Raw genomic sequence first — 24565 nt, 5'->3', positions numbered from 1 at the left:
TCTTGTCTTATAATTTTCAAGTTGACTCCGATTGCATGATTAAACGTAAATGAAAAGCATATGCAAGTAAGGTAAATATGATTTTGAAACATCTACCATTTTTGGAGGATGTATTTTTAAAAATATAGCATACATACATATGAATTTTAAAAGATTAAAAAAGTGATAATGTTTCATTTTTCTCTAAAACTTTTATCGTTTTTCAATCGTCAAACATATAGTGAACATAAATGAATGAACGATGGAGAGGGGATGATTATTCATTAAAGGGCGCAACTATGCGTCAATCAAGATTTAGTACTCTTTAAGGGCCATTATACTGAGGAGAATTTGATAGATTATTGAAGGAAGGAATAGTATGTCAGGCAAGTCATTAAATCATCGTTATATTCCTGGACTAGACGGGATTCGAGCATTAGCTGTATTAGCAGTTATTGCTTACCATTTTAACTTCAGTTGGGCTAGAGGGGGATTTTTAGGAGTAGATATCTTTTTTGTATTATCAGGCTATTTAATCACCTCTACCATTTTACCTTTAAAGGGCAATCAATTAACAGTCAGCCTCAAAAAATTTTGGATCGGACGGTTTAGACGATTACTACCAGCTGCCTACGTTATGATTGTTTCATCATTTGTTTGGACAATGCTCTTTCATAAAGAGCTCCTCCATACATTAAGAGGAGATGCACTGTCTTCTATTTTTTATTCAAGTAATTGGTGGTTCATTTTTCATAAGCTTTCTTATTTTGATAGTTTCGGATCTCCGTCACCTTTAAAAAACTTATGGTCCTTAGCCATTGAAGAACAGTTTTATCTAATTTGGCCGTTGCTCTTAATGATTGGGCTTTATATTGTCCAAAAACAAAGTCAGCTAGCAAAGGTCGTCTTTCTTGGGGCCATTTGTTCAGCATTAGTCATGGCGATCCTTTATCAGCCAGGTGCTGATCCTAGTCGCGTCTATTATGGAACGGATACTCGCTGCTTTGAGTTATTAATTGGCTGTTGGCTAGCCCTTGTTTGGCCAATGAAAAGGCTATCTTCTCAAAAATTATCGACAAACCATGTGAAGAAATTAAATAGTATGAGTTTTATTGCACTTACTATTTTTTTAGTCAGTATAGTATATGTGGATGAATATCAATCCTTTCTTTATAGAGGAGGAATGTTCTTATTTTGCTTGAATGCGGCGATATTAATTGCATGTGTTTGTCACCCAGTGAGCATTTTAGGAAAAATACTAGCCTGGAAGCCACTTTGTTGGATTGGATCTCGATCCTACGGGATTTATCTATGGCATTATCCTGTTATGGTGTTGGGGACACCTATTCATGAAATCGGTAATCCCTCCTATTGGCGAGTTGCATGGCAGTTTGTCCTCATCATTATGATTGCAGAGTTATCGTATCGCTTCATTGAGATGCCTATTCGTAAAGAGGGGTTCAAAGACTATTATCGAAAATACCTTGTCTTTAATAAAAATAAATGGGAAAGTATTTCACTATCCCGAAAAATTTCAACCGTCATGGTACCACTTTTCCTTCTTGTGTTTTTTACAGGAATGACGGGCGTTGTAGGGGAAGGGCAGGAAAGCACATCCAGTTCCTATCCAACAACCATTAAAATTAATGGAGATGAACCTACAGCCAATCTGAATGATCATGACAAACAACCAGAGACAGACGAAGCTACCACTAGTAAGGAAAAGGAAGTCGAGGATGTTCAGCAAACAGAAACGCCAAAGCAAGATGAAAATGACGTCCATGCAGTGCCTGAAAAGAAAGAATTTTATAGTGGCATATTAGCAATTGGTGATTCGCTTATGATTGATATTGCACCGACCTTACATACTATTTACCCAACTATTACGATCGATGGAAAAATAGGTCGCCAAGTTTCACAAGCTGTTAAACTAGCACCAAATTATGCAAGTTTTAATCAACCTAATAATGCAGTTATTCTTCAGTTAGGGACGAATGGTTATTTTACGAATGACCAAATGGACACACTCCTTAACGCATTTTCGAATGCGGATATTTATTTAGTAAATACACGGGTGCCACGTTCATGGGAGGCTAAAGTGAATGAAGCTTTACTCCAAAAAGCACAGGAGCATGAGCATATTACACTAATTGACTGGCATGCAGCAGCACTCAATCATCCAGAATACTTTGCCCCAGATGGCGTTCATTTAGAGAAAAAAGGGGTAGAAGTTTTAACAAACCTGATTCAACAATCCCTACAAAAGCAAAACTAATGAAAAAGTCAGTTTACACAGTTTTTCTGTGTAGCTGACTTTTTAGATACACCTAGTAGTTATTCGAGGTGGAAACATACAAATATGGTAAAAATTAAATGATATATGATGTTATAATTTTACTAATGATGGAAAAGGAGTGATTTCTTTGGAAGACTGTTTTATTTGCAATAAACATGCTGGCAATATTGAGGCTGCTGGTGTGATGATTTATGAAGACAAGTATGTTTATGTGGGTCATATTGATAGCAACGGTCAACCGAACTATTTAGGGCATATTATGATTGACTTAAAAAGACATGTACCGACCCTTGCTGAAATGACTGTTGAGGAAGCGCAGGCATTTGGAATCATCATGGCTAGAGTCAGCAAAGCACTAAAGGAGTCAGAAAACGCTGAACATATTTATGCACTTGTTTCAGGGAATTCGGTTCCGCATCTCCATATGCACCTAGTGGCTCGCTATGCTAATACACCAAAAGAATGTTGGGGTCCTATGGAGGTCTACAATTGGAAAGAGGCTCCTATGGGAGATAATAATGAGGTTATCGATCTATGTAATCGTTTAAAAACACACCTGGAGAATAACCAATATGAATAACAATAGCCAAGATTTTTGCTGGGTTGGTAGCGAAGAAAATTTTGTTGATCAAATAACTATTCACCAATTAAATCATATCATTGTCGGTCGATATGGGGGTAACTCGAATGCAGGGCAATATAAGAATGAGGATGGATGTTTAGTTTGGTATAACGAAAAAGAAAATTGGGAATTTGCCATTATTTTAGATGCACATAACACATCTGAAAGTGCAGAAAAAATTATAGCATTATTTAATGATGAAAAATACACCATAAAGCATTTGCTATCTATGGCCACAACCCGAAGAACTTTTAACATGCTAGAAGAAAAGATATTAAGTATGTTTCAATCGAAAGAGTTTTTATCGATTTGTAAAAATGTAAAGGGAGAAACTGCTTGTTTAATTGTTGTAAGAAAAGATCAATATAGTTGGTGGTTTTCCGTTGGAGATTGTATTTTTTATTTATTTCACCCTGAACTAGCCTCGTTAGGTCAGTACCAAATAAATCAAAGGCAATTCTATGAATGGATCGGACAAGTAAATACTTTTGAACAGGACGTCCCATGTTATAGCGTAGGAATTAGGGAGTTAAGAAAAGGTGAGAATCTTTTTTTTCTAACGACAGATGGTCTAATTGAATGTCCGAATGAGCCTTATGATAATCCTGCAAACATTTTTCATTCTATGAACAGCAATGATGATAAAAGCATTCAGTCGATATTGAAAAACATCCAAGACAATCATGTTAGAGATAGCACTACTATCATTTCTTGGAGAGTTGATAATTCGATGGAAGCCACTAAACCGAGTAATCAATAGAACTCTAAAAAAGAGGTGAGAATTACACCTCTTTTTTCTATACTGCGAACTATGATTTATTCATTATTAACTTCCAACCTATTACTTCAAGTGTCTATAACTTTCTATACAGGCTACTTCAGCCAAATTCTCTGCATTTATATACTTAATAATGTAAAACCTAAAAGCGGCATTAAACACCAAAAGTATTGATATTATAGGCTTTCCACTCTTGTTGCTGTTGTACTTTGCATATCGTTCATAGTATAATTCATTATAGTTTAATTAGGAGTGGAAAAGATGAACCGAGAAGCACGTTTAAAACGACAAGAGAATATACGAAATTTCTCTATTATTGCACATATTGACCATGGGAAATCAACGCTTGCTGACCGTATTTTAGAGCAAACAAAATCTTTAACTTCCCGTGAAATGAAAGCACAGCTCCTTGACTCAATGGATTTAGAGCGTGAGCGAGGCATTACGATCAAATTAAATGCAGTTCAATTAAAATACGAAGCGAAAGACGGCGAAGTGTATACATTCCATTTAATCGACACACCAGGACATGTCGATTTCACATATGAGGTATCCCGTAGTTTAGCTGCTTGTGAGGGTGCCATTTTAGTTGTGGATGCCGCACAAGGTATTGAAGCGCAAACATTAGCAAATGTTTACTTAGCACTTGATAATGATTTAGAAATTTTACCTGTTATTAATAAAATCGACTTACCAGCAGCAGATCCTGAGCGCGTACGTCAAGAGGTAGAGGATGTCATCGGGCTAGATGCATCGGAAGCGGTATTAGCCTCTGCAAAAGCAGGTATTGGTATTGAAGATATTTTAGAGCAAATCGTTGAGAAAGTACCAGCACCAACAGGTGATCCTGATGCACCTCTACAAGCGCTAATTTTTGACTCTGTTTATGATGCTTATAAAGGTGTTATCATTTCGATTCGTGTTATCAACGGTACTGTTAAACCTGGCGATAAAATTCGCATGATGGCGACAGGAGCAGAATTTGAGGTTATTGAAGTTGGGGTACATACACCAAAGGTTGTGCCACAGGCTGAACTAACAGTGGGGGATGTAGGGTATTTAACAGCATCCATTAAAAACGTGGGTGATACACGTGTCGGTGATACGGTAACCTTTGCTAACCGACCAGCAGCAGAACCATTAGCTGGTTATCGCCGCTTGAACCCAATGGTGTACTGTGGATTATATCCGATTGATACAGCCAAATATAATGATTTACGTGAAGCTTTAGAGAAGCTAGAGTTAAATGACTCTGCTCTACAATATGAGCCAGAAACATCTCAAGCACTTGGCTTTGGTTTCCGCTGTGGTTTCTTAGGATTGCTACATATGGAAATTATTCAGGAGCGTATTGAGCGTGAATTTAATATTGACCTCATTACTACCGCGCCTTCGGTAATTTACGAAGTCCATATGACAGATGGGACTTCCCTTAAGGTAGATAATCCTTCCTTTATGCCAGATCCACAAAAAATTGATCGTGTTGAGGAACCATATGTAAAAGCAACTATTATGGTACCGAATGATTATGTAGGAGCGGTTATGGAGCTTTGTCAAATGAAGCGTGGTAATTTCATGACAATGGATTATATTGATACTTCTCGTGTAAGTATTATTTACGAAATGCCTTTATCAGAAATTGTCTATGATTTCTTTGACTATTTAAAATCCAATACGAAGGGCTATGCATCATTCGACTATGAACTCATTGGTTACCAACCATCGAAACTAGTTAAAATGGATATTTTACTAAATGGTGAACAAGTCGATGCATTAAGCTTTATCGTCCACCGTGATTTTGCTTATGATCGTGGTAAAATTATCGTAGAAAAATTAAAAGAATTAATCCCACGTCAACAATTTGAAGTACCAATTCAAGCAGCAGTTGGACAAAAAATTGTGGCCCGTTCAACAATTAAAGCTATCCGTAAAAACGTGTTAGCAAAATGTTACGGTGGGGATATCTCACGTAAACGTAAACTTCTTGATAAACAAAAAGAAGGTAAAAAACGTATGAAACAAGTAGGTTCCGTTGAAGTCCCTCAAGAAGCGTTCATGGCTGTGCTGAAGATGGATGATACGAAGTAACCTTGAAATAACAGTATTTATAAGGTTTTAATCAAATAGTTTTTTAACAGTTGGGTGGAGATTGCCACCGATTTGCCACCGCATTAAAAATTGTGCCAGCAATTTATAAATTCTTAGCGATGGAATCAAAAATATCGGCAGCATCTCTCGCCATCTTCTGTGTTAAATGGACATAGCGGTCTTCAGTAATTGCTGATCTGCTGTGTCCTAATCTTTTTTGGACAGTTTTTATTGGTTGTCCACTTTCGATCAACATCGGGATTTACGATTTAAAATGGATGGATGGAGAATCCCTCCAAAATTGAACAGGCTACTTTAACCCTTCCAGCAACCTTTATTGCGTTTGATGTACTGTCAACCGATAAACCTCATACACAGCAACCATTGACCAGCTTCACAAATGTATCTTAGCTACAAAAATGAACGATGTACGTGAGTTTGTGAACGCTAAGGGGCTAACATTATCCGTGATATTGCGAACGGTACATAAACTATTGCTAGTACATTAAGAGCCGTTTTCACAGGAGCTTATAACAAGGCTGTAGGACGTTCAAAAGTGAAGCCTAATAAATCTTATCTATAGCAGAGCGAGATTATTTAAATCTATAAAGCTATAGTGATACCTGCCATTGCATTACCAATAATGGTAACAGTTCCTGATGAAGTGACTGTAAACACCATTAATAAAAGATCACCTGCTGCTACAGATACAGGTGGTGAAACATTCTTAAGACCCCTAGCTACGGAAAATAGGGTAGATATTGGGGTTAAATCAACAAATGCGTTTGTAGGAGAGAAAATATTGCTATCTGCAGCTGCACGGTAAATCTGTGCTCTAATTGTACTTTCTATCTGAGGTTGAAAAGTAGTAGTAGAACTAAAGGATGCAGAGATGGTTGTTATATTGCCTGCTTGTGGGTTAGAAAAAGCTTCTGTCACTTGAGTAGTTAGATCAATATCACCATTGGGTAGTAACGCTAATCCATTTACAGCACTTCCGAATCCGATTAAAGATATACCACTTGGTAATCCCACAGAAGTTGTAGATATAGAAGAAGTAAAAGGTCCGGAAGAGAAGGGGATGATTGAGATTCCTGAGGCAACTGAAGGTACTGGTGAACATGTGGCATCTAAAGCTTCAAAAGGTCCGATTTTGCAATTGTTTTTAGCTGACGAACAACCACAATTTATGGAATTATTATCACGCATTTAATACCTCCTTTTTCATCAGTCTATTCAGAGGGGGTGGGTGTTAAAAGGCTATTGTCATCCACCTTCCACAGATGTTAATAAAACTGTTGATAAGAAAGTAAAAGAACCTCGCAAAGTTGGGTATATTGTACGGTGATTTTTATGCCCATTTGTATACTCGATACCATGCCTGATTAATGCCATTCGAGTATTGAAGTGGGCATATATGAAATGCTGTTGTATCAATGGTTTGCACTTCATTTTAGACTGCTCATTACATGCGATTCTTACTACGTAAGAGAACCGTGGTGCAGATGAAAAAGGAAAGGGTGAAAGTGTGCTTTTTGAAATACAAATAGAGTCCTCCACAATTTATTCAGTTATCTATCATCCATTCGCGATGGTTACGAAACGATTTATACGCAACAATATAGGTCGTCTTTACGTTGATTGTGACAAGGTACCTAAGAAAGGCGGCCATGTACAACACACAATTATGCGAAATTAATTCTGGCTATTTTAAAAATGTCCAAGTGACTGGAAGAGTGAAGTCAAAATATCAGATGGCACTACAAGTATCATTGTGGACGGCATGTTTTCAAGGAATGGAATTCAACATTTTTTAGAAGTCGATAACTTTCAAACCATGAAGGAGTATCGTGAAAAGATTAAATGGTATAAAGAGCTTATACCAAGCGTTGTCAAGCAATTAGGTTATTACCCTTGTATGGTTGACCACAACAGAATCGCGTAGGCAACAGCTAGAAGCATCCTGTGGTGGGCTAAAGTGCACGGTGTACACAAATAACGATATTCAATAAGAGGAGGAATATAGATGTTTAAGAAACGTATTAAATCAGTGGTTGTACCTGCTCATGAATATACAGATTACAGTGATTGATTTGAAGGTGATGAAAAGTATGCAACTCTAAAGCATGTAGCAATAGCTGCAACATTCCCATCCATAGTTGCAGTGGGAACAGGGCTATTTATGTTTATGAAACTCAATGACAATATTCCTCCACAGATATGCCTGTATCTACTACACAACAAGTAATGGAACTAGCGGTAGCACAAATACCTTCCATAATTTTGCATTGCTTAATAAACAAAAAAGAATCGAGAGTAGACTTCTCGATTCCTTTTTAAAATTTATTTAGAGAAACAGTTGGAAAAACTTAGCTAATAAAAAGATGGGGACTCCTACCAATATTACGCCTGCAAAGAAATAACAAAATAACATAAAGACATCGAAAACCGCACCGGCTAAATCATCAATGAATTTTAACATTTCATTTCCCTCCAAACATAATAAGTATAGTCACCAATTAAGCATTTAGTCCTTACTTTTTAAAATGCTCCTACCGAATACTAAAATAGAAAATACATAGATGATACACACATTTATTAATTTTGTTTCCTATGTTTAAAGATTCTGTCGTAAAGTCTTTTTTAAATAATAATGTTTAAAATCTCTTCCAACATTATCGAGAGTTCCATAAATTTCATAATCATGATTTTCATAAAATGTTAACGCTTGAAAACTAAGTGTGTCTACTTTAATGAAATCGCACTGATTGTCCCAAGCCATTTGTTCAATTGTTTTCAATAATGTTGATCCATACCCTTGGCCACGAAGCTTTTCGTCAACCATCAGCGTATGGATCTCTAACCAGTTCCAGCAAATTTCTCCTAGAAGGCCTCCAAAAACTTGACCAGCATTATCAGTTAGAAATAAATTAATTTCCTGATAGCGGCCCTGTAAATCTGTTGGAAAGTGTTTTACATTATATTCATAAAGCATGTTATTGACAAACATTTTGTTTTTTTGATGTATTTCTTGTGTAATATGATAGGACATATTTTTACTCCTTAAAGTTGGAATGGTAATGCTCGCTTCCAAATCATATGGTGATTATTTGTTCCCCAAAAATGTTCAAGTATAAAGTCAGGCTGTCCAAACTTTTTCTGCCAGATGATTTGTGCTTGTTTGTATCCACTATCTAAACAAAAGCTAGATTTCTTTTGTTTTTCCAACGTTGTTAGTATTTTTTGTACAAGCAATGTCGCAATACCACGATTTTGGTAGTCTGGATGAACAAAAACGGTACCGATTTCTGGACAATAGGATAAATCTTCTTTGATTGTTTGTTGAATGATCTCGTTGGCTTCTCCACATTCGATGGTACCTATTATTTTATTTGACTCTTCGTCAACAGCTAGCCAAAAAAATCTTTTTTCGCCGCGGCTCTCTAGGTCCATTGCTACATACTTTTTTTTCAATTCCCATTCATGCTGTTGATCATCCACTAGCTCCGCAATCCCTTCTTTTGCATAAGTATCCTGAATAACATGGAAAAAGAATTGGTGTAACGCCTGTATGTCCGATTGTTGTGGACGTCTCAAAAGTAATTTCAAGTTTATTTGCCCCTTCTAAATTTTGTTAGAACAAGGTAAGCTCGTTCAACGTCAATTTCTAGTAAATGATTCATAACTGCCTATACAGCGTTAATCAATCAAGTGCAAGCTGTAACCTAATGCATAGTAAAGGGTAGCGCGATTGCTCCGTCCGTTAGTTTTGTCCTAAATATGCCTAATATAAGTCTATTATATGATTATAACATGTTATCCTTAATTGGTTAATGATGGAATATGGTAAAATGAAAAACAACTAAAGGGAGGGAATAGATTTTGATAGATTTACTTAAAAAGCTGGATACAGTACTTGAACAAATGCGCAGTTTTATCCAAGAGACTCATAAGCAAGAATCAGCATATCCAATGGTCTTTCATAATTATATCGAAGAAGATGTTAGCTCTTTTGTTGATAGCCGTTGGTCATTGCCTAAAGAATATGTATACTTTTTGAGTCATTATGTAGTGGAGGGGGTCACATGGAGTACTGGTGATTATATAAATTTACAGATCTATGGAGCAAGAGATTTAATACGAGGGCAGGAAGGTTACAACTATAATCCAGTGACAAATGAGGTAATTTCAGATTGGCCGGACGACTTTTTGGTCATTGCAACTGATGAGGGAGACCCTTATTGTCTCGATTTATCAAGAGGGGATAGCGCTATTTTTACCGCGCATCATGGAACAGGTAGCTGGGATTTTACACTGGCTTATGATAATTTACTGATGTTCCTGGAGAGTGTACTAACTGCGCCTGGTTTAGAGGAAGATTTGCCCGAAGCAAGCTGTGCAACGTACTATGAACTGTATATTACAGGTAATGGGCAGGATAAAATAAAGACATTATTGTTGCTTAAAAAAATATTATCTTGCGATTATGCACAGGCAAGAATAGCTCTAGAACAGCGTCCACTATTGATTTTTAGGGGAGTTGAAGCAGGTGCCCTAAGAGTAGAAAATGAGCTACAGCATATTTGTGCAGACTATGAAAAAAAGAAAATCAGTTTGGCGGAATTTCTCCAAAGAGGATAATGAAAAGGAATCATGAGGATGAAAGTGGTTCCTTTAAAAAGTTGTAGCAGTCACTTGTTCAATTCCAGAGGCTGTTTCTTCAGATGCAGAGGCAATCTAAAATTTACTAAGGCAACTATACAAAATAGTTGGCTGAGTCTAGAAAGAAGGGCTGCAACTACAGCGGAATAAGCCACTACCATTATCGTGCATAGCTATCATAGATAGAAAAGCATATATTTAACGTGGCATGAAGAAAATGAAATAGTCACAGCAAATATGGGAAAAATAGCTTCTAAACTGGAACTTCATTCTTTTGCAGGAAGTCTTTTCAGCCACCTGCTTGTTATAGTAAGAGAAAGTAAAGGGGGGCTAAAAGATGAGGATTACGAAGGCTAAACTTTTTGTTCACGATCTACAAAAAATGGAGCAATTTTATAGTGAGCTGTTAGGATTTGTGTTGTTAGTAAGTACAGAGGACTATTTTACAATAGCCGTTGGTGATAGTAGGATGACTTTTGAAAAAGCTCCATTAAGTATTAAAAAGCAGTATCATTTTGCACTAAATATTCCTAGTAATTTATTTCAACAGGCAAAAAATTGGGCAAAAGAGCGAGTAGCCTTATTGCATTCAGAGGGGCAGGATGAAATCTATTTTGAATTTTTAAAGGCTTATTCCTGTTATTTTTACGATCCTGAAGGTAATATTATAGAATTTATTTCAAGACAAGAGGTAAATCAAAAACATTCTTCCTCTAGTTTTTCCGTTGAGCATGTGTTAAATATCGGAGAAATTAATTTAACGACTGATGACATTCTAACGGTTGCGAGGAAGTTAAAAAAATTGGATATAATGTCTATAGAAAACAAGGACATTCAACCAGATGCCCTGAATTTTCTAGGTAACTATGAAGATGGTGCTAATATTCTATTAGGGCCAAGTGAGAGGCTTTGGTATTTTTCGAGTAAGAAAGCAATTGTCAGTCCGATCTGTATAGAAATAAATGAAGCTGTTCAATTAAATATGGATGAAAAAGGTCAACTAACCATTAAGCCATTATAATATTCAATAGAGTCGTATACATTTTTATAGAAGTAGCTGTTCCGTAGAATGTTGTCAAATATTTAATAAAGGAGCTAGAGTTGTTGAAAGCAAAATGCCTTAAAATTTATGAATTTGGAAATCCTCAAGAGGTGTTAAGGATAGAAAATAAAACGATCCTACCTCCACAAGGTCAAGAAATCCTAGTTCGTATGCGAGCGAGACCTATCAATCCTTCTGATTTAATACCGATATGGGGGAAATATGCCCATAGAATCACTTTACCAACAGTCCCAGGCTATGAGGGTGTAGGGATTGTAGAAGAGGTTGGGCCGCTCGCTAGTCCGAAGCTTATTGGACAGAGAGTATTGCCTCTCAGGGGAGAGGGAACTTGGCAGGAAGTGGTGAAAACCAATGCTGAATTTGCTGTAGCTCTCCCTGCGGTAATGGATGATTTTACTGCAGCACAAATGTATATTAATCCATTAACAGCTTTGGTGACCTGTACAGAAGTTCTCAAATTACGGCAAAATGATGTTTTGTTAGTGAATGCATGTGGCTCTGCTATCGGGCATATGTATGCTCAATTTGCGAAACTATTAGGTTTTCAGCTTATCGCAGTGACACGGAGTCAACGGCATACTGAGGAATTACAGCAGCTTGGAGCAAGCTTTGTCATAGATACTTCTCAAATGCCTTTATATGAAACAGTTATGGCATTAACCAAGGGAAGAGGAGCCGATGCAGCAATTGATTCTATTGGAGGGGAAGCAGGCAATCAACTTGCTTTCTGCGTAAAGCCCAGTGGAAAATTTCTAGCCATTGGTCTTTTATCAGGCATACAAGTGAATTGGACAAACATTGTGAAGCAAGCAAAAGTACAGGCTATGATGTTTCATTTAAGAAATTGGCAGCGACAAACGTCAACAGAAAAATGGCAGCAAACAATGCAACAGCTCATTCATCTTGTACATAATGGTTCGTTAAAAATGATGAAGGTGCAAACCCATTTTCCATTACTAGATATTCATAAGGCAATAGATGCTGTTCAATCGTCTAATAAAGGAAAAGTTTTTTTGACGAACGATCAATAACAAATGTGTATGTTTTACTCTTGAAAATGGAAGGTATCTCCACAGAGGGGTACCCCCTCGAAAAATGGGAGGAACCCGCTCAAAGGAAGGGAAAAGCCGCTCGAAATGGGAGGTAAACCGCTCAAAGGAAGGGACCAGCCGCTCGAAATGGGAGGTAAACCGCTCAAAGGAAGGGAAAAGCCGCTCGAAAATGGGAGGAACCTGCTCAAAGGAAGGGAAAAGCCGCTCGGAAATGGGAGGAACCCGCTCAAAGGAAGAGCAACCCCGCTCGAAATGGGAGGTAAACCGCTCAAAGGAAGGGACCAGCCGCTCGAAAATGGGAGGAACCCGCTCAAAGGAAGAGCAACCCGCTCGAAAATGAAAGAAATCCACTCCATCAATGTGTAGAAGGGGAGCTACATTATCAAGTAAAATAATAGATGCTTATTTTACTGATGGAGGCAATGATTGTCATTCTTGAGGATGTTTTATGATATAATCTTCTCTGATATAGATGGCTAGAAGGAGTGAGATCATTGTTAAAAACGGAAGTATTTGAACAATTAAAAACGGCAATGAGAGAGAAAGATACTTTAGCGAAAGGTGTACTATCTCTTTTAAAATCAGCATTAGATTCAGCTGAAAAGGAAAAGGGAGAGGTATTAACTGCTGAAGAAGAAATGGCCATTATTAATCGTGAGGTCAAGCAAACCAACCAAGCTTTAGAGGGTGCACAAACAGCTGGGAGAGCTGACCTGATTGAAAAAGAAGAAGCCAAATTGACTCTATTGAAATCTTTCTTACCAAAGCAATTGACAGAAGAAGAAATTACTGAGAAATTAGTGGCAGCTGGTATTGGAAAAGGAATGAACATGGGCGAGGCTATGAAAATTGCTAAACCATTGCTTACAGGCCAAGCAGAAGGCGCTGTTATTTCTAAAGTTGTGAAGAGTATTATTGCCTAAACTTCTACCACTACGGTAGAAGTTTTTTTATGGATGGAAAAATCCGCTATTCCATAATTAAGGATAGCGGATCTGTTCATTTTATAACTTGAATTTTTGAATAATATTACGAAGCTGTTGCGCCATTTCAGCTAAGTTATTTGAAGAAGCGGTTATTTCTTCAATACTTGCTGATTGCTCTTCAGAGGCAGCCGCTACGTTTTGAATATTACCTGAGGCTTGCATAGCTACTACGCCCACTTGCTCTACAGAAATAGCTATACTGCTAATGCCTTCATTGATGTTGGACATAATAGTATTAACATGATCCATTTCCTGCGTCAATGCAGTGATTTGACTATTGATATCTGCGAATGCTTCTCCTGATGCATCAAATGTAGCTGAGCTTTCAGCAAGATTACTACTGCTGATAGCCATTGAATTTACTGCTTGTGAGGTCTCTTCTTTAATGGTTTCGATACGTGTACGAATACTGTTTGTTGCATCTAAAGATTGATCTGCTAGCTTACGTACCTCCTCAGCCACTACGGCAAAGCCTTTACCATGCTCACCGGCACGAGCTGCCTCAATCGATGCATTTAAAGCTAATAAGTTTGTTTGATCTGTAATCTGGGTAATCAATGTTACAATATCCCCGATTTCATTTGTATATGTGCTTAATCGTTCTACGACAGTTGCAGACTCTTGAATGGCTTGAGATGTAACGGCCATTTTTTCTGTAGCATCCTGAATCGTCATATTTCCTTTTTCAGAGATTGCTGAAGTGTGAAATGCTTTTTCTGTAACATCAGTGACGCTTTTTACAACCTCTGTCATTTTGCTTGAGATAGTAGTAATATGACTTTCTACTTCTTCAATCGAAGAAGTTTGCTTTTCTGAGCCCACTGCTACCTCTTGCATAGAAGATGTAATTTGCTGAATGGATGCACTTGTCTGTTCAGAGCTTGCTGTTAATTCTTCTGACATGGCGGCCACTTGTTCAGCATTCTGAGCTATTTGATGAATCAATGAGCGTAAATCTTCCGTCATATTTTCTATCCCTGAAGACAGCTGGGCAATTTCATTGGAACCTTTTATTTGCAGAGGTTCGACAGCTAAATCCCCTTGTGCAACTTGACCGACATAGCGAGTCATTTTTTTGATTGGCTTCGTAATACCTACACTAATAAAGTAAGCAACGATCACCCCAAAAATAATAAATATAACGGTAAGAACAATACAAATCCATAGTGTTTCCGTTTGAAGTTCAGAGATGAAAGAGGCATCCATATCTAAACCGAAAATAATATCAGTATCTTTAAAGGGGATAAAAATAGATTTATGGATTCCATATTCATCCTCGTATAATTCACTCGTTTGACTAGTTCCAGAGTTTAAGGCTTCATGCATTTCTTCACTAAACACATAGTCTTGTTGATGATTATCGGTATTACTTAAAGCGACAATATGCTCCTTACCATTGGCTTTAGAAAGCACATAGGCATTTTCAATATCATACTTTTTAACTACTGTGTTCAATTGATCCAATACTTTTTTATATTTGTCAGGACTACCGTTATCCGCTGCTTTGACGTCATTTTTCTCAATATCTTCAAAAATCGTATTGGATGTAATCTCTAAAGTAGATTCGAATTGTTTAATCACAAAATTGTCGATAATCCGATAAGAAGCTACAAATAATACAACACTAAATAGCAAAGAGATAATCGCTATTGGAATAGTGAAACTGGCTATATATTTATAGAGTAAAGAGCTCTTAAATTTAGTGACGATACGCAATGTGAGACGCCTCCAGTACTTTAAGCTTTTGCTGTAAGAAATGAATCATATCTGGAATATGAGCTGTTTCTGTATAAGGTGAAATAGAGAAGAATTTCGCCGCTGCAACTGGAACATGTTGTGTTGTATCACTAGTATGAACGGTACAAACTCGTGTCGTGTCACCAAAGAATACTTCGTCTCGTCCTTCTCCAATAATTTCAAAGAATGAAGCGTTGATACCATTAATATGTTCAATCTGATCTTGTGTATAATGACCAGCTTGTTCAGCCTGCCAATTCAACCCGTCTGGATACAAACGGAAAGCTGTTACAGGACCGATATTCGTTTCATTTACCACCTGTAACATTGGTGTTTTCTCAGCTAATTGAGCACGGAAAGCTAAATTCACTCGTACATAATTAGCTAGTAATTGTTGATAGCCTTCTTTACCGAACGCCTGTAATGCAGCGAAAATAGCAATAGAGCTACCCATACGAGAACATTCTAATGTATAGCCAGTATGATAAGAGCCATAACCACGATTCCCGACATATGGCGTATCGAAGTCCTCAATATCTAATAATTGCAAGCTTTTACCATCTTTAACTAAGAATAAGCTTGTTAAATAAGGTGTTTGTCCAAGCTTTTGGAAGTCGAAGCACAGGCTATCTGCAATAGCTAAATGCTGCATACGTTTATGGATTTGTGATAAACCTTGTAATACTTCCTCTTCAAATTGTAGTGGGTTATTCTTGAAATCATAATCATTGAAAAAAGCATAAAATCCACCTAACGCTGAATCCGCATGAATATGTACTGGCTGTAAATTATATTTCTTCTCAAGCGTTGTTGTGACTTCTTTGATGGCTTGTACATCATCAATCCCAAATTGATCTGTTGCACCTGTAGTTGCTACTACATAGACAGGAATACCGCCATTTTCGATAACTTCTGTCATACGAGCATGTAGGTCTTCCACATCCATAGCATGATCTTTGCCTGCTTTTACACGTACTAAATGTTTACTACCGATGCCTACTGCTTCTACAGATTTTAATAGGCTATAATGGGCATTTTCTGAAGCAAAGCAATATAAGTTATTTGGTACACCGTCTTCCTTTGCATGTGGGAATTGTTTTGCAATAGCAAGACGTAATCCGCTGAATACCGCACCTTGACCGCCCCATGTAGTATAGCCAAAGCTCTTTGTATAATCATAGCCTACTAATTTTGACATCATCGATACTACTTTTACTTCACACTCAGCAGCAGCTGGACCGTAAACATCCCATAAGTTATTGCCGTTCAGTAGGGCATTTGTAAACTGGCCTAATACACCTGGGATACTTGCCATCGGTAAAACATTGGTAACAAAGTTACGTGTATGATAGGGATGTCCTTGCATTAATTGTGTTAATTCATCTACTACTTGATCGAGCCCAACACCTGTTGTTGGTACTTGATGGTCCTGCATTAGTTCTTGGTAAAAATTAGCAGAACGTTCTTTCATTGGACCAAGTGTAGTTTTATTAGGATTCTTTAATTCATCTAATGAGGAAACAATTTTCTCTAATAGGGATAAAAAATTCTCTCTTTGTTGAATATTTCCATCTTCGCTCTGGAATAATTGTTGGATATTGTGCATCATCATCATCCTTTTTTAGTTCATATTTCCTCTATTTTTAACTTAATAAAAATAGGACCTTATACTAATGGTATAATAGCATATTTTAGCAGAGTTGGTTATTATATTTTACTGAAAAAATATTTATTAACATTTCTGAAAAGTCTTACTTTCGTTGGTATAAAATACATTGTTGTTCTGTGTAGAGATAATAGCTGATGAAGGTGTACAAAATGTTGATTAAAGGGGAGGTGTGAAGTTATATAATTTATAATGTTGATGTTATATATAAAGATTGAGAAGGTGATACTTTCTAACTAACTTGAGTCTGCACGGAGAGTAGTACAGACCCGAGGTAACTGTATGTTTATTGCTGAAATTGTAGAAGTTCATCTACTGTAACAAATGTATATCCATCATTACTAAGAGCTTGCAACATTCCTTCTATTGCCTGCAATTCATTGTCAGTAGGATCATACATCGGGTGCATTAAAATGATAGATCCTGGTTGAATATTTTCAGTTACATAGTTAATTTTGTCTTCTGCGTTTGTAAAAAATGTATCGGGTTCTAAGTTCCAAGTAATCGTCTTGCGTTGATGTTTATTTAAGTAGTAAGGCAATCCAAATAATTTTTTACCATACGGTGGTCTTACGACAGGTGTTTTTTGGTAACCAATACTAGCAATAAGCGCATCGTTTTTTTCTATTTCATTTTTAATAAAGGAAGGGCTTTTTAATACCATACGCTTGTGTGAATACGTATGATTGCCAATTTGATGTCCAGCTTCCACAATTTTTTTAGCCTCTTCTGGATTTTCCTCAATGTCATCCCCAATTAGAAAAAATGTGGCTTTTACTTGGTAACTGTCAAGTAAGGCGAGAATGGCACTAGTATTTTTAGTAGGTCCATCATCAAAGGTTAAGGCAACAACCTTTTCCTCTGTTTTAACATGTGAGGTAATATTACCAAACAATTGATAATCACGAGCATTCATTAATTTATAGGCAGCAAATGTTAAAGCAATGATGAATAAAATCACCATTCCAGTATAAGTTAGTCTCCGTTTCATTGACAGACTCCTTTCTTTCATCATGACGGTTATTGTTTAAATGTATGTCATCTCAAATGCGATCACAACGAAGTTTCATCTTCTTTTGTTTGAATACCAAAAAATTAAGCATACTACGTTTGAGGTGAGGAGATGTATAAACTATTATCACATAACGATTTAGATGGAGTAGGTTGTGGAATTTTAGCGAAGCTTGCGTTTAATGATAAAGTGAAGATACGCTACAATTCCATTACGGCACTTGACCGTGAAATAGAGTTCTTTTTGGAGAATGACCAACAGAAAACGTTTTTGTTTATTACCGATCTTTCTCCAAATGAAAAAAATGAAAAAAGGATTCAGGATTATTACCAAGCCACTGGTAATGTGCAATTGTTGGACCACCATAAAACAGCTCTTCATTTAAATCAATATGAATGGGGAAAGGTTTTAATTGAAGATGAGCAAGGCTTAACATCAGCTACCTCATTATTTTATCAATACCTTGTGACCCATGGACTATTAGAAAAAACAGAGGCCATTTCAGAGTTTGTAGAGTTAGTAAGGCAGTACGATACTTGGGAATGGGAAAAGAATGGGAATTTTCAAGCACAACGGTTAAATGCCCTCTTTTTTTTAGTGTCTATTGAAGAGTTTGAAGAGAAAATGCTTGATCGTTTAAAAACAAATAATCACTTTGATTTTGATGAATTCGAAAAGAAAATTTTAAGTATGGAAGAAGAAAAAATAGAGCGTTATATTCGACGTAAGAAACGAGAGCTTGTCCAAACAAATTTGGGCGAATTTTATGCTGGCATTGTCTATGCGGAATCGTACCATTCTGAGCTTGGCAATGAATTAGGAAAAGAAAATGTTCATCTTGATTATATTGCCATGATGAATATGGGAAGTAAAAAAATCTCATTTCGGACGATTCATGACCATATTGATGTATCCTCCATCGCAGCCCAATATGGTGGTGGTGGGCATCAAAAGGCTGCCGGTTGCTCTTTAACAGTGGAAGCTTATAAACAGTTTGTGTTAGAAACATTTCATATAGAGCCTATTCCAGAGGATGCAAAAAGAAATCGCTATAACATCAAAGGAACATCATTTGGAACATTTTATAAAAACCTTGAAGATGAAGTGTTTCTACTATATACAAATAATGAAATAGACTGGGTAATAGAAAAAAATCGAATACCCTTAGAGCAAATTTTTTCAAGTTTTAATGAAGCAGAGTGGTTTTTGAAACGGAATTACCAAGCATGGCTAGTAAGAGATGATGTCTTTGTGGACTATTTAATGCAGGAAGCAAATAAAGTCCGTCATTCAAATAAAGGAATGTAATAATTCCTTTTACATATGAATTTATCCATCCTTCCGGTAAATCAAGGTTATATAATGCATCGAGACAAACTACAATGAAACATAACGATTATTAAAAAATGAGGTGTACATGTTGTCCGATGATATACTTCGAGTTGTTGATTTGGATAAGGAAAATCGAGGACGAAAAAAATGGAGTAGGAGTATAGTTGTATTTCTTTTATTGATGATGGTTAGTGGGTTTGTGCTGTATTTATGTTGGGATAAAGATGTTGACTTTGAAGCCTACAAAACAGAAGTAGGTAAGACAGCTACCAATAGCTTAGGTCGTTTAACGTTAAATGAAGTGATTATTGATGATAATCAAATTTTGTTAAATGCAACCTTCGAGCCTGTAAAAGAGTTTGCGCCTGATCATCAAGTATTCTTCTTCCCGCAAATACTTGTCAATGGTCAAGATTATATGGTTCGTAATGGTGGACAGTCCATAGCAAAATCTGCACACGTTTATACAATATACAATAGCATTAAAATGGATGATTTTCCGTCTGATGAACAATTAGAATTAGTTATTCGGTATAAAGATTGGAATGTAGAAACACCAATTGACAAGCCTTGGGAATTTCAAATAGAGGCATCTCAGGAACAATTACAAGAAGATCGGCAAGTCTTTTCTATAGGAAAAAAAATCGAGCATGTCGATCAACAGGAAATAACGATTGACAGAGTCGTTTCAACACCTATTTCGACCACAATTTATTTTCAGTCTGAAAAGAGTATAATAAATGACACTTTATACTTTAAAATTCAATCAAAAGCAGGGCAATCGTGGCGCTTTGAAACACCCTATCCATTAAATAAAGAGCGTACAAAGTGGGGGAGCCGTGTGGATGCTCTCTATTTAACAGAGGGGAATTATCAATTAATCCCAGTCGATAAAGAAGGTCAAAAAGTTGGTTCTGCCATTAAAATAAAGGAAGATTAGCCTGCAAGTAAAATTTACAAACTTTTAAAATGAAAGGATCTGCTTTCCATGTAAAATGAAAGAAAAGACAGGGAAAGTAGTTGAGAGTTTGCGAACGCTATGGGAGATATTTTGGGTTTCTTTAAAATTAGGCTGTACCTCGTTTGGAGGGCCAACAGCTCATTTAGGCTATTTTCAACAGGAATATGTGCAAAAAAGGAAATGGCTGTCTGCGCATGACTATAGTCAACTTGTCATATTAAGTCAATTTTTACCTGGTCCCGCATCCAGTCAGGTGGGGATGGGGATCGGTTTAGTAAGAGGTGGGCTATTAGGGAGCCTTCTATCATTTGTTGGTTTTACATTACCCTCAGTATTAATACTCATGGTATTTGCTTATCTGTCCATTTTGACAGAACTGAAAATGGATTGGATACATGGTTTGAAGTTAGTGGCAGTGGCGATTGTGGCGCAGGCTATTTTTGATATGAGCAAAAAAATACTTTCTACCACATTGCATTGGTTGATTGCCTTGTTGGCACTTGTAATTGTGTTGACATGGTTGCATCCATTTGCACAAATTACCTCGATAGTAGTAGCTGCCTGTATAGGTTTTCAATATATTAAAAAAGACCATGAGGACCATTCATCCAAAATGGTTCATATACCAATTTCTAAAATAACTGGCATGGTGTTATTAGCACTTTTTTTACTGTTACTGATCGGTCTACCATTCATAAGTGCCATTTGGAATCATGAATGGATCGCTATGATTGAGAAATTTTATACTGCTGGGGCCTTAGTATTTGGTGGTGGTCATGTTGTTTTACCTTTACTGGAAGCACAGTTTGTACAAAGCGGCCAAATTACTACGTCCGATTTTTTAGCTGGCTATGGTATGACACAGGCAGTTCCAGGACCCTTATTTACGTTTGCAGCGTATATAGGTATGGTCATTGCTGGTATTCCAGGAGCAATCATTGCTACTTTAGCGATTTTTCTACCTGCTTTTTTACTAGTCATTGGGACTCTTCCATTTTGGATTAGTTTAAGTCGTATTGCACGGCTCAAAGGGGCGATGGCAGGGGCAAATGCTGCAGTCGTAGGCATTTTAGCTGCTGCATTTATCCATCCAATTGTTACGCAAACCATTGTAAACGGGTTAGATATTTGTATAGTCGCGGTCTTTATATGGTGTTTAATTCGTTGGAAAATGCAACCCTACATACTGGTGCTCTTAGGTATTATAGTGGGAATTGTTTGTTATACATGAAAAAACTGCACTTTCGATTGTTAGAGTCTAACTAACATTTGAAGTGCAGTTCGTTTTTGTGGAGACCAATCAAATATACATCATCTTAAGAGTGTTGAATTGCAAGCTCTCTAGATGGTTTCATAGCGTTCCTGCTATTGATTCGTTATAATGTAGAAATGGAAAAGACTTAACGAGAAAGAAGGGATGGCTATGGCGCGAGGTGTTTACATTCATATTCCTTTCTGTCATCAAATCTGTAATTACTGTGATTTCAATAAATTTTATTTTAAAAATCAACCAGTGGATGAATATATAGAAGCACTAGGGAAAGAGATGGCCCTAGTAACAAAAAAATATCCTGAGCATTTTCGTAACATCGAAACGATTTTTCTCGGTGGAGGGACACCAACTGCTTTATCTCCAGAACAATTGGACAAACTACTAACGTATATTCATGCGTATATTCCAATGAGTAGTGTGAAAGAATTTACATCAGAGGCCAATCCTGATGAACTGTCTGCAGCAAAATTGCAAGTATTGTTTGATGGTGGTGTTAATCGCCTGAGTATGGGTGTGCAATCATTTGACCAAGGACTGTTACAGAAGATTGGACGCACACATAGTAATGAACATGTCTACGAAACAATCGCTTTGGCAAAACAGCATGGCTTTCACAATATTAGCATTGATTTAATGTATGGGTTGCCTGGGCAAACGATGGCTCAATGGCTGGATTCATTAGAAAAAGCTTTTGCGCTAGATTTACCGCACTTCTCTGCCTATTCCCTTATTGTAGAGCCAAAAACCATTTTCTATAATCAATATGCTAAAGGCAAATTGCATTTACCGACTGAGGATCTTGAAGCGGATATGTATGATGTGCTAATGCAAGAAATGTCTTTACACGGACTTCAACAATACGAAATTAGTAATTTTGCAAAACCCGGTTTTCATTCAGAACATAATAAAATATATTGGGATAATGATGAGTATGCCGGTTTTGGGGCAGGTGCTCATGGGTACCTAGCGGGTATACGCTATTCTAATCATGGTCCATTGAAAAAGTATATGGATGCTGTTTTTGCAGAAGAGCTACCAATTGTACATGAGCATGAGGTAACACAAGCGGAGAAGAGAGAAGAACAAATGTTTTTAGGACTGCGAAAAACAGAGGGCGTTATGCACTCTATATATGAAGAGAAATTTAATGAGCCGATGAATGCACAGTATGAGCAAGTCATCGAAAAGCTAGAATCAGAAGGGCTTTTGGAACATGATGAGAGGGGAATTCGTCTTACGCGCAAAGGACGTTTCGTAGGGAATGAAGTATTTCAACAATTTTTGCTAGAAGATTGAGCGATATCGTTGACATAAAATGTGGGATTTGATAATTTAATAATAGTATTAGCACTCCTCTTAGTCGAGTGCTAACAGAGGTGATAATCATGCTAACAAATCGGCAGTTACAGATATTGCAAGTCATTGTAGACGACTTTATTGTGTCTGCACAGCCGGTAGGTTCTCGCCAAATCTCCAAAAAACAAGGGATTACATTTAGTCCAGCCACTATTCGAAATGAAATGGCGGATTTAGAGGAATTAGGCTTTCTAGAAAAAACTCATACTTCCTCTGGTCGAGTGCCTTCGGAAAAGGGTTACAGATTTTATGTAGATCATTTGTTGAGTCCACAAGGTATTAATTCGAAGGACATACAACAAATCCAATCAATTTTCAATGATCGATTAGTAGAAGTAGAGCATATTATCCGAAAGTCAGCCAATATTTTATCGGAGCTGACATCATATACTTCCATACTTTTAGGACCTGATGTTCAAAGGCATCGTGTCAAACGATTTTCAATTGTGCCTCTTTCGAGCGATACTGCAGTAGCAATTATCGTGACGAACAATGGGCATGTAGAAAATCGCATGTTCAACTTACCGCCTGACTTTACCGCTTCGGATTTAGAGAAAATGGTGAATATCTTAAATGAGCGCTTAATCGGTGTATCATTAGAAGATCTCCATAAAAGACTTGAGGCTGAAGTGCTGGCTGTGCTACAGCAGCATGTTCGATCAGCGGATGATTTTATTCGCGCACTCGTGACAGCCACTATGCAAAATCCAGAAAGTAAAATTTTCTATGGTGGTAAAACGAATATGTTTAACCAACCAGAATTCCATGATTTAAACAAAGTCCGTATGATTTTGGACTTAATGGAGACGACTAGCCAAGTGCAGTCACTTTTTCATCCGAACGAATCAGGTATTCATATTCGGATAGGCTCAGAAAATAAACAATTAGAAATGGAAAATTGCAGTGTCATTACTACTACTTATTCCATTGGTGATGATCAACAGGGAGCCATTGCTATTATTGGCCCAACACGCATGGATTATAAGCGTGTCGTGGCTTTATTAGACGTAATGCGCTTGGATTTAACACAGGCCTTTACGAAGAATCGTAGTGAATGATAATGAGGAGGATTCAAGTGACAGAAACAACTGAAAACAAAGATTTAGTACAAGAAGATGTACAAGCTGAAACGACAGAAGAGGAAGTAGCACAAGCAGAAGTTCAAGAAGAAGTTGAATTATCAATTGAAGAACAGTATGAGGTAAAGCTGGCTGAACTACAAGCCAAGCTTGATGACGAGGAAAACCGTCACCTACGCTTACGCGCTGACTTCGATAATATGCGTCGTCGTAATCAGTTAGACCGTGAGGCTGCTGAAAAATACCGCGCACAAAACTTACTATCTGATTTATTGCCAGTTCTTGATAATTTTGAGCGTGCCTTACAAGTTGAGACAACTTCGGAAGAAGCTGCATCTATTATTAAAGGGATTGAAATGGTGTATCGCTCTTTAATTGAAGCAACAGAAAAAGAAGGTCTGCAAGTTATTAAAGCAGAAGGTGAACCATTTGATCCAAATGTACACCAAGCTGTTATGCAAGAACAAGATAGTGAAAAAGAGACGGGTGTTGTCTTACGCGAGCTGCAAAAAGGGTATATCTTAAAGGATCGTGTGTTACGCCCTACAATGGTATCTGTGAACGAATAGTCCTTGTACTATTTAGTCAATTAAAATCAGTTAAAAACGCATCCCTTGCGTTGA

General features: G+C 37.1%; 22 protein-coding genes. 15 read left to right on the top strand and 7 right to left on the bottom strand.

From position 1 onward, the window contains the following. Positions 1 to 358 precede the first annotated feature (358 nt). The 4 genes from MKY49_RS15120 to lepA all read left to right on the top strand — a co-directional run bounded on the left by MKY49_RS15120 (position 359) and on the right by lepA (position 5763). Positions 359 to 2254, top strand: a complete 1896-nt coding sequence (locus tag MKY49_RS15120; RefSeq protein WP_341386604.1) for an acyltransferase family protein — start codon at positions 359 to 361, stop codon at positions 2252 to 2254. Between the two features lie 148 nt (positions 2255 to 2402). Then, on the top strand, positions 2403 to 2855 hold the full coding sequence (locus MKY49_RS15115; protein ID WP_341386603.1) for an HIT family protein: 453 nt from the start codon (positions 2403 to 2405) through the stop codon (positions 2853 to 2855). Further along, positions 2848 to 3657 (top strand): protein phosphatase 2C domain-containing protein, encoded by an 810-nt coding sequence (locus tag MKY49_RS15110; protein ID WP_341386602.1) that lies wholly within the window; start codon positions 2848 to 2850, stop codon positions 3655 to 3657. The genes MKY49_RS15115 and MKY49_RS15110 overlap by 8 nt, the downstream gene beginning before the upstream one ends. A gap of 279 nt (positions 3658 to 3936) precedes the next feature. Continuing rightward, positions 3937 to 5763 carry a translation elongation factor 4 gene (gene lepA / locus MKY49_RS15105; protein WP_274793837.1) on the top strand — a complete coding sequence of 609 codons (1827 nt, stop codon included), beginning with the start codon at positions 3937 to 3939 and terminating at the stop codon, positions 5761 to 5763. A 603-nt stretch (positions 5764 to 6366) separates the two neighbouring features. Here lepA and MKY49_RS15100 read toward each other — a convergent pair. The 4 genes from MKY49_RS15100 to MKY49_RS15085 all read right to left on the bottom strand — a co-directional run bounded on the left by MKY49_RS15100 (position 6367) and on the right by MKY49_RS15085 (position 9372). Continuing rightward, positions 6367 to 6972 (bottom strand): hypothetical protein, encoded by a 606-nt coding sequence (locus MKY49_RS15100; protein ID WP_274793836.1) that lies wholly within the window; start codon positions 6970 to 6972, stop codon positions 6367 to 6369. Positions 6973 to 8110: 1138 nt separating this feature from the next. Further along, a complete protein-coding gene (locus MKY49_RS15095) occupies positions 8111 to 8245 on the bottom strand; it encodes a hypothetical protein (protein WP_274793835.1) in 135 nt (44 codons plus the stop codon). A gap of 135 nt (positions 8246 to 8380) precedes the next feature. Beyond that, positions 8381 to 8815 carry a GNAT family N-acetyltransferase gene (locus MKY49_RS15090; protein ID WP_322606454.1) on the bottom strand — a complete coding sequence of 145 codons (435 nt, stop codon included), beginning with the start codon at positions 8813 to 8815 and terminating at the stop codon, positions 8381 to 8383. 11 nt (positions 8816 to 8826) lie between these two features. Next, positions 8827 to 9372, bottom strand: coding sequence for a GNAT family N-acetyltransferase (locus tag MKY49_RS15085; protein WP_322606455.1), 546 nt, complete (start codon positions 9370 to 9372; stop codon positions 8827 to 8829). 273 nt (positions 9373 to 9645) lie between these two features. On the opposite strand from MKY49_RS15085, the gene MKY49_RS15080 reads away from it, so the two are divergent. The 5 genes from MKY49_RS15080 (at position 9646) to MKY49_RS15060 (ending at position 13463) form a co-directional block, all read left to right on the top strand. After that, on the top strand, positions 9646 to 10404 hold the full coding sequence (locus tag MKY49_RS15080) for an SMI1/KNR4 family protein (RefSeq protein WP_322611600.1): 759 nt from the start codon (positions 9646 to 9648) through the stop codon (positions 10402 to 10404). Between the two features lie 358 nt (positions 10405 to 10762). Further along, the gene (locus tag MKY49_RS15075) at positions 10763 to 11446 is read left to right on the top strand and encodes a VOC family protein (protein WP_322611599.1); all 684 of its coding nucleotides are present in this window, start codon (positions 10763 to 10765) and stop codon (positions 11444 to 11446) included. An 83-nt stretch (positions 11447 to 11529) separates the two neighbouring features. Beyond that, positions 11530 to 12519 carry a zinc-dependent alcohol dehydrogenase family protein gene (locus MKY49_RS15070; RefSeq protein WP_322611598.1) on the top strand — a complete coding sequence of 330 codons (990 nt, stop codon included), beginning with the start codon at positions 11530 to 11532 and terminating at the stop codon, positions 12517 to 12519. Positions 12520 to 12624: 105 nt separating this feature from the next. Beyond that, positions 12625 to 12906, top strand: a complete 282-nt coding sequence (locus MKY49_RS15065) for a hypothetical protein (protein ID WP_341386601.1) — start codon at positions 12625 to 12627, stop codon at positions 12904 to 12906. Positions 12907 to 13034: 128 nt separating this feature from the next. After that, positions 13035 to 13463 carry a GatB/YqeY domain-containing protein gene (locus MKY49_RS15060; RefSeq protein ID WP_322606460.1) on the top strand — a complete coding sequence of 143 codons (429 nt, stop codon included), beginning with the start codon at positions 13035 to 13037 and terminating at the stop codon, positions 13461 to 13463. An 81-nt stretch (positions 13464 to 13544) separates the two neighbouring features. Here the strand turns inward: MKY49_RS15060 and MKY49_RS15055 are convergent, their stop codons facing one another. From MKY49_RS15055 to MKY49_RS15045, 3 genes are all read right to left on the bottom strand, one after another. Next, on the bottom strand, positions 13545 to 15242 hold the full coding sequence (locus MKY49_RS15055) for a methyl-accepting chemotaxis protein (protein WP_341386599.1): 1698 nt from the start codon (positions 15240 to 15242) through the stop codon (positions 13545 to 13547). Beyond that, complete coding sequence (locus MKY49_RS15050) at positions 15226 to 16869, bottom strand: pyridoxal phosphate-dependent decarboxylase family protein (RefSeq protein WP_341386598.1); 1644 nt, start codon at positions 16867 to 16869, stop codon at positions 15226 to 15228. Before MKY49_RS15050 ends, MKY49_RS15055 begins: the two co-directional genes overlap by 17 nt. A gap of 346 nt (positions 16870 to 17215) precedes the next feature. Beyond that, positions 17216 to 17920, bottom strand: coding sequence for a polysaccharide deacetylase family protein (locus tag MKY49_RS15045; RefSeq protein ID WP_322606463.1), 705 nt, complete (start codon positions 17918 to 17920; stop codon positions 17216 to 17218). 132 nt (positions 17921 to 18052) lie between these two features. On the opposite strand from MKY49_RS15045, the gene MKY49_RS15040 reads away from it, so the two are divergent. From MKY49_RS15040 to grpE, 6 genes are all read left to right on the top strand, one after another. Further along, the gene (locus tag MKY49_RS15040) at positions 18053 to 19249 is read left to right on the top strand and encodes a DHH family phosphoesterase (RefSeq protein ID WP_341386597.1); all 1197 of its coding nucleotides are present in this window, start codon (positions 18053 to 18055) and stop codon (positions 19247 to 19249) included. Between the two features lie 109 nt (positions 19250 to 19358). Further along, a complete protein-coding gene (locus tag MKY49_RS15035; RefSeq protein ID WP_274793823.1) occupies positions 19359 to 20213 on the top strand; it encodes a DUF4179 domain-containing protein in 855 nt (284 codons plus the stop codon). A gap of 55 nt (positions 20214 to 20268) precedes the next feature. Continuing rightward, positions 20269 to 21465: a chromate efflux transporter gene (chrA, locus tag MKY49_RS15030; protein ID WP_341386596.1), complete on the top strand. Its 1197-nt coding sequence runs from the start codon at positions 20269 to 20271 to the stop codon at positions 21463 to 21465. 192 nt (positions 21466 to 21657) lie between these two features. Then, positions 21658 to 22803 (top strand): radical SAM family heme chaperone HemW, encoded by a 1146-nt coding sequence (gene hemW, locus MKY49_RS15025; RefSeq protein WP_322611594.1) that lies wholly within the window; start codon positions 21658 to 21660, stop codon positions 22801 to 22803. An 89-nt stretch (positions 22804 to 22892) separates the two neighbouring features. After that, positions 22893 to 23921 (top strand): heat-inducible transcriptional repressor HrcA, encoded by a 1029-nt coding sequence (hrcA, locus tag MKY49_RS15020; protein WP_274793820.1) that lies wholly within the window; start codon positions 22893 to 22895, stop codon positions 23919 to 23921. A 17-nt stretch (positions 23922 to 23938) separates the two neighbouring features. Then, the gene (gene grpE / locus MKY49_RS15015) at positions 23939 to 24511 is read left to right on the top strand and encodes a nucleotide exchange factor GrpE (RefSeq protein ID WP_341386595.1); all 573 of its coding nucleotides are present in this window, start codon (positions 23939 to 23941) and stop codon (positions 24509 to 24511) included. Positions 24512 to 24565 lie beyond the last annotated feature (54 nt).

Source organism: Lysinibacillus sp. FSL M8-0134 (genome assembly GCF_038069745.1).
GTDB lineage: Bacteria > Bacillota > Bacilli > Bacillales_A > Planococcaceae > Lysinibacillus > Lysinibacillus irui.
Note: the sequence above shows the minus strand (reverse complement) of the source record. Positions and strands in the feature narration are given on the sequence as shown.

Excerpts from the sequence above, each read along its gene's own strand:
- MKY49_RS15120 (WP_341386604.1), top strand. The coding sequence starts at position 359 with ATGTCAGGCAAGTCATTAAATCATCGTTATATTCCTGGACTAGACGGG.
- MKY49_RS15110 (WP_341386602.1), top strand. The coding sequence starts at position 2,848 with ATGAATAACAATAGCCAAGATTTTTGCTGGGTTGGTAGCGAAGAAAAT.
- lepA (WP_274793837.1), top strand. The coding sequence starts at position 3,937 with ATGAACCGAGAAGCACGTTTAAAACGACAAGAGAATATACGAAATTTC.
- MKY49_RS15100 (WP_274793836.1), bottom strand. The coding sequence starts at position 6,972 with ATGCGTGATAATAATTCCATAAATTGTGGTTGTTCGTCAGCTAAAAAC.
- MKY49_RS15095 (WP_274793835.1), bottom strand. The coding sequence starts at position 8,245 with ATGTTAAAATTCATTGATGATTTAGCCGGTGCGGTTTTCGATGTCTTT.
- MKY49_RS15090 (WP_322606454.1), bottom strand. The coding sequence starts at position 8,815 with ATGTCCTATCATATTACACAAGAAATACATCAAAAAAACAAAATGTTT.
- MKY49_RS15075 (WP_322611599.1), top strand. The coding sequence starts at position 10,763 with ATGAGGATTACGAAGGCTAAACTTTTTGTTCACGATCTACAAAAAATG.
- MKY49_RS15065 (WP_341386601.1), top strand. The coding sequence starts at position 12,625 with ATGGGAGGTAAACCGCTCAAAGGAAGGGACCAGCCGCTCGAAATGGGA.
- MKY49_RS15050 (WP_341386598.1), bottom strand. The coding sequence starts at position 16,869 with ATGCACAATATCCAACAATTATTCCAGAGCGAAGATGGAAATATTCAA.
- MKY49_RS15045 (WP_322606463.1), bottom strand. The coding sequence starts at position 17,920 with ATGAAACGGAGACTAACTTATACTGGAATGGTGATTTTATTCATCATT.
- MKY49_RS15040 (WP_341386597.1), top strand. The coding sequence starts at position 18,053 with ATGTATAAACTATTATCACATAACGATTTAGATGGAGTAGGTTGTGGA.
- MKY49_RS15035 (WP_274793823.1), top strand. The coding sequence starts at position 19,359 with ATGTTGTCCGATGATATACTTCGAGTTGTTGATTTGGATAAGGAAAAT.
- chrA (WP_341386596.1), top strand. The coding sequence starts at position 20,269 with ATGAAAGAAAAGACAGGGAAAGTAGTTGAGAGTTTGCGAACGCTATGG.
- hemW (WP_322611594.1), top strand. The coding sequence starts at position 21,658 with ATGGCGCGAGGTGTTTACATTCATATTCCTTTCTGTCATCAAATCTGT.
- hrcA (WP_274793820.1), top strand. The coding sequence starts at position 22,893 with ATGCTAACAAATCGGCAGTTACAGATATTGCAAGTCATTGTAGACGAC.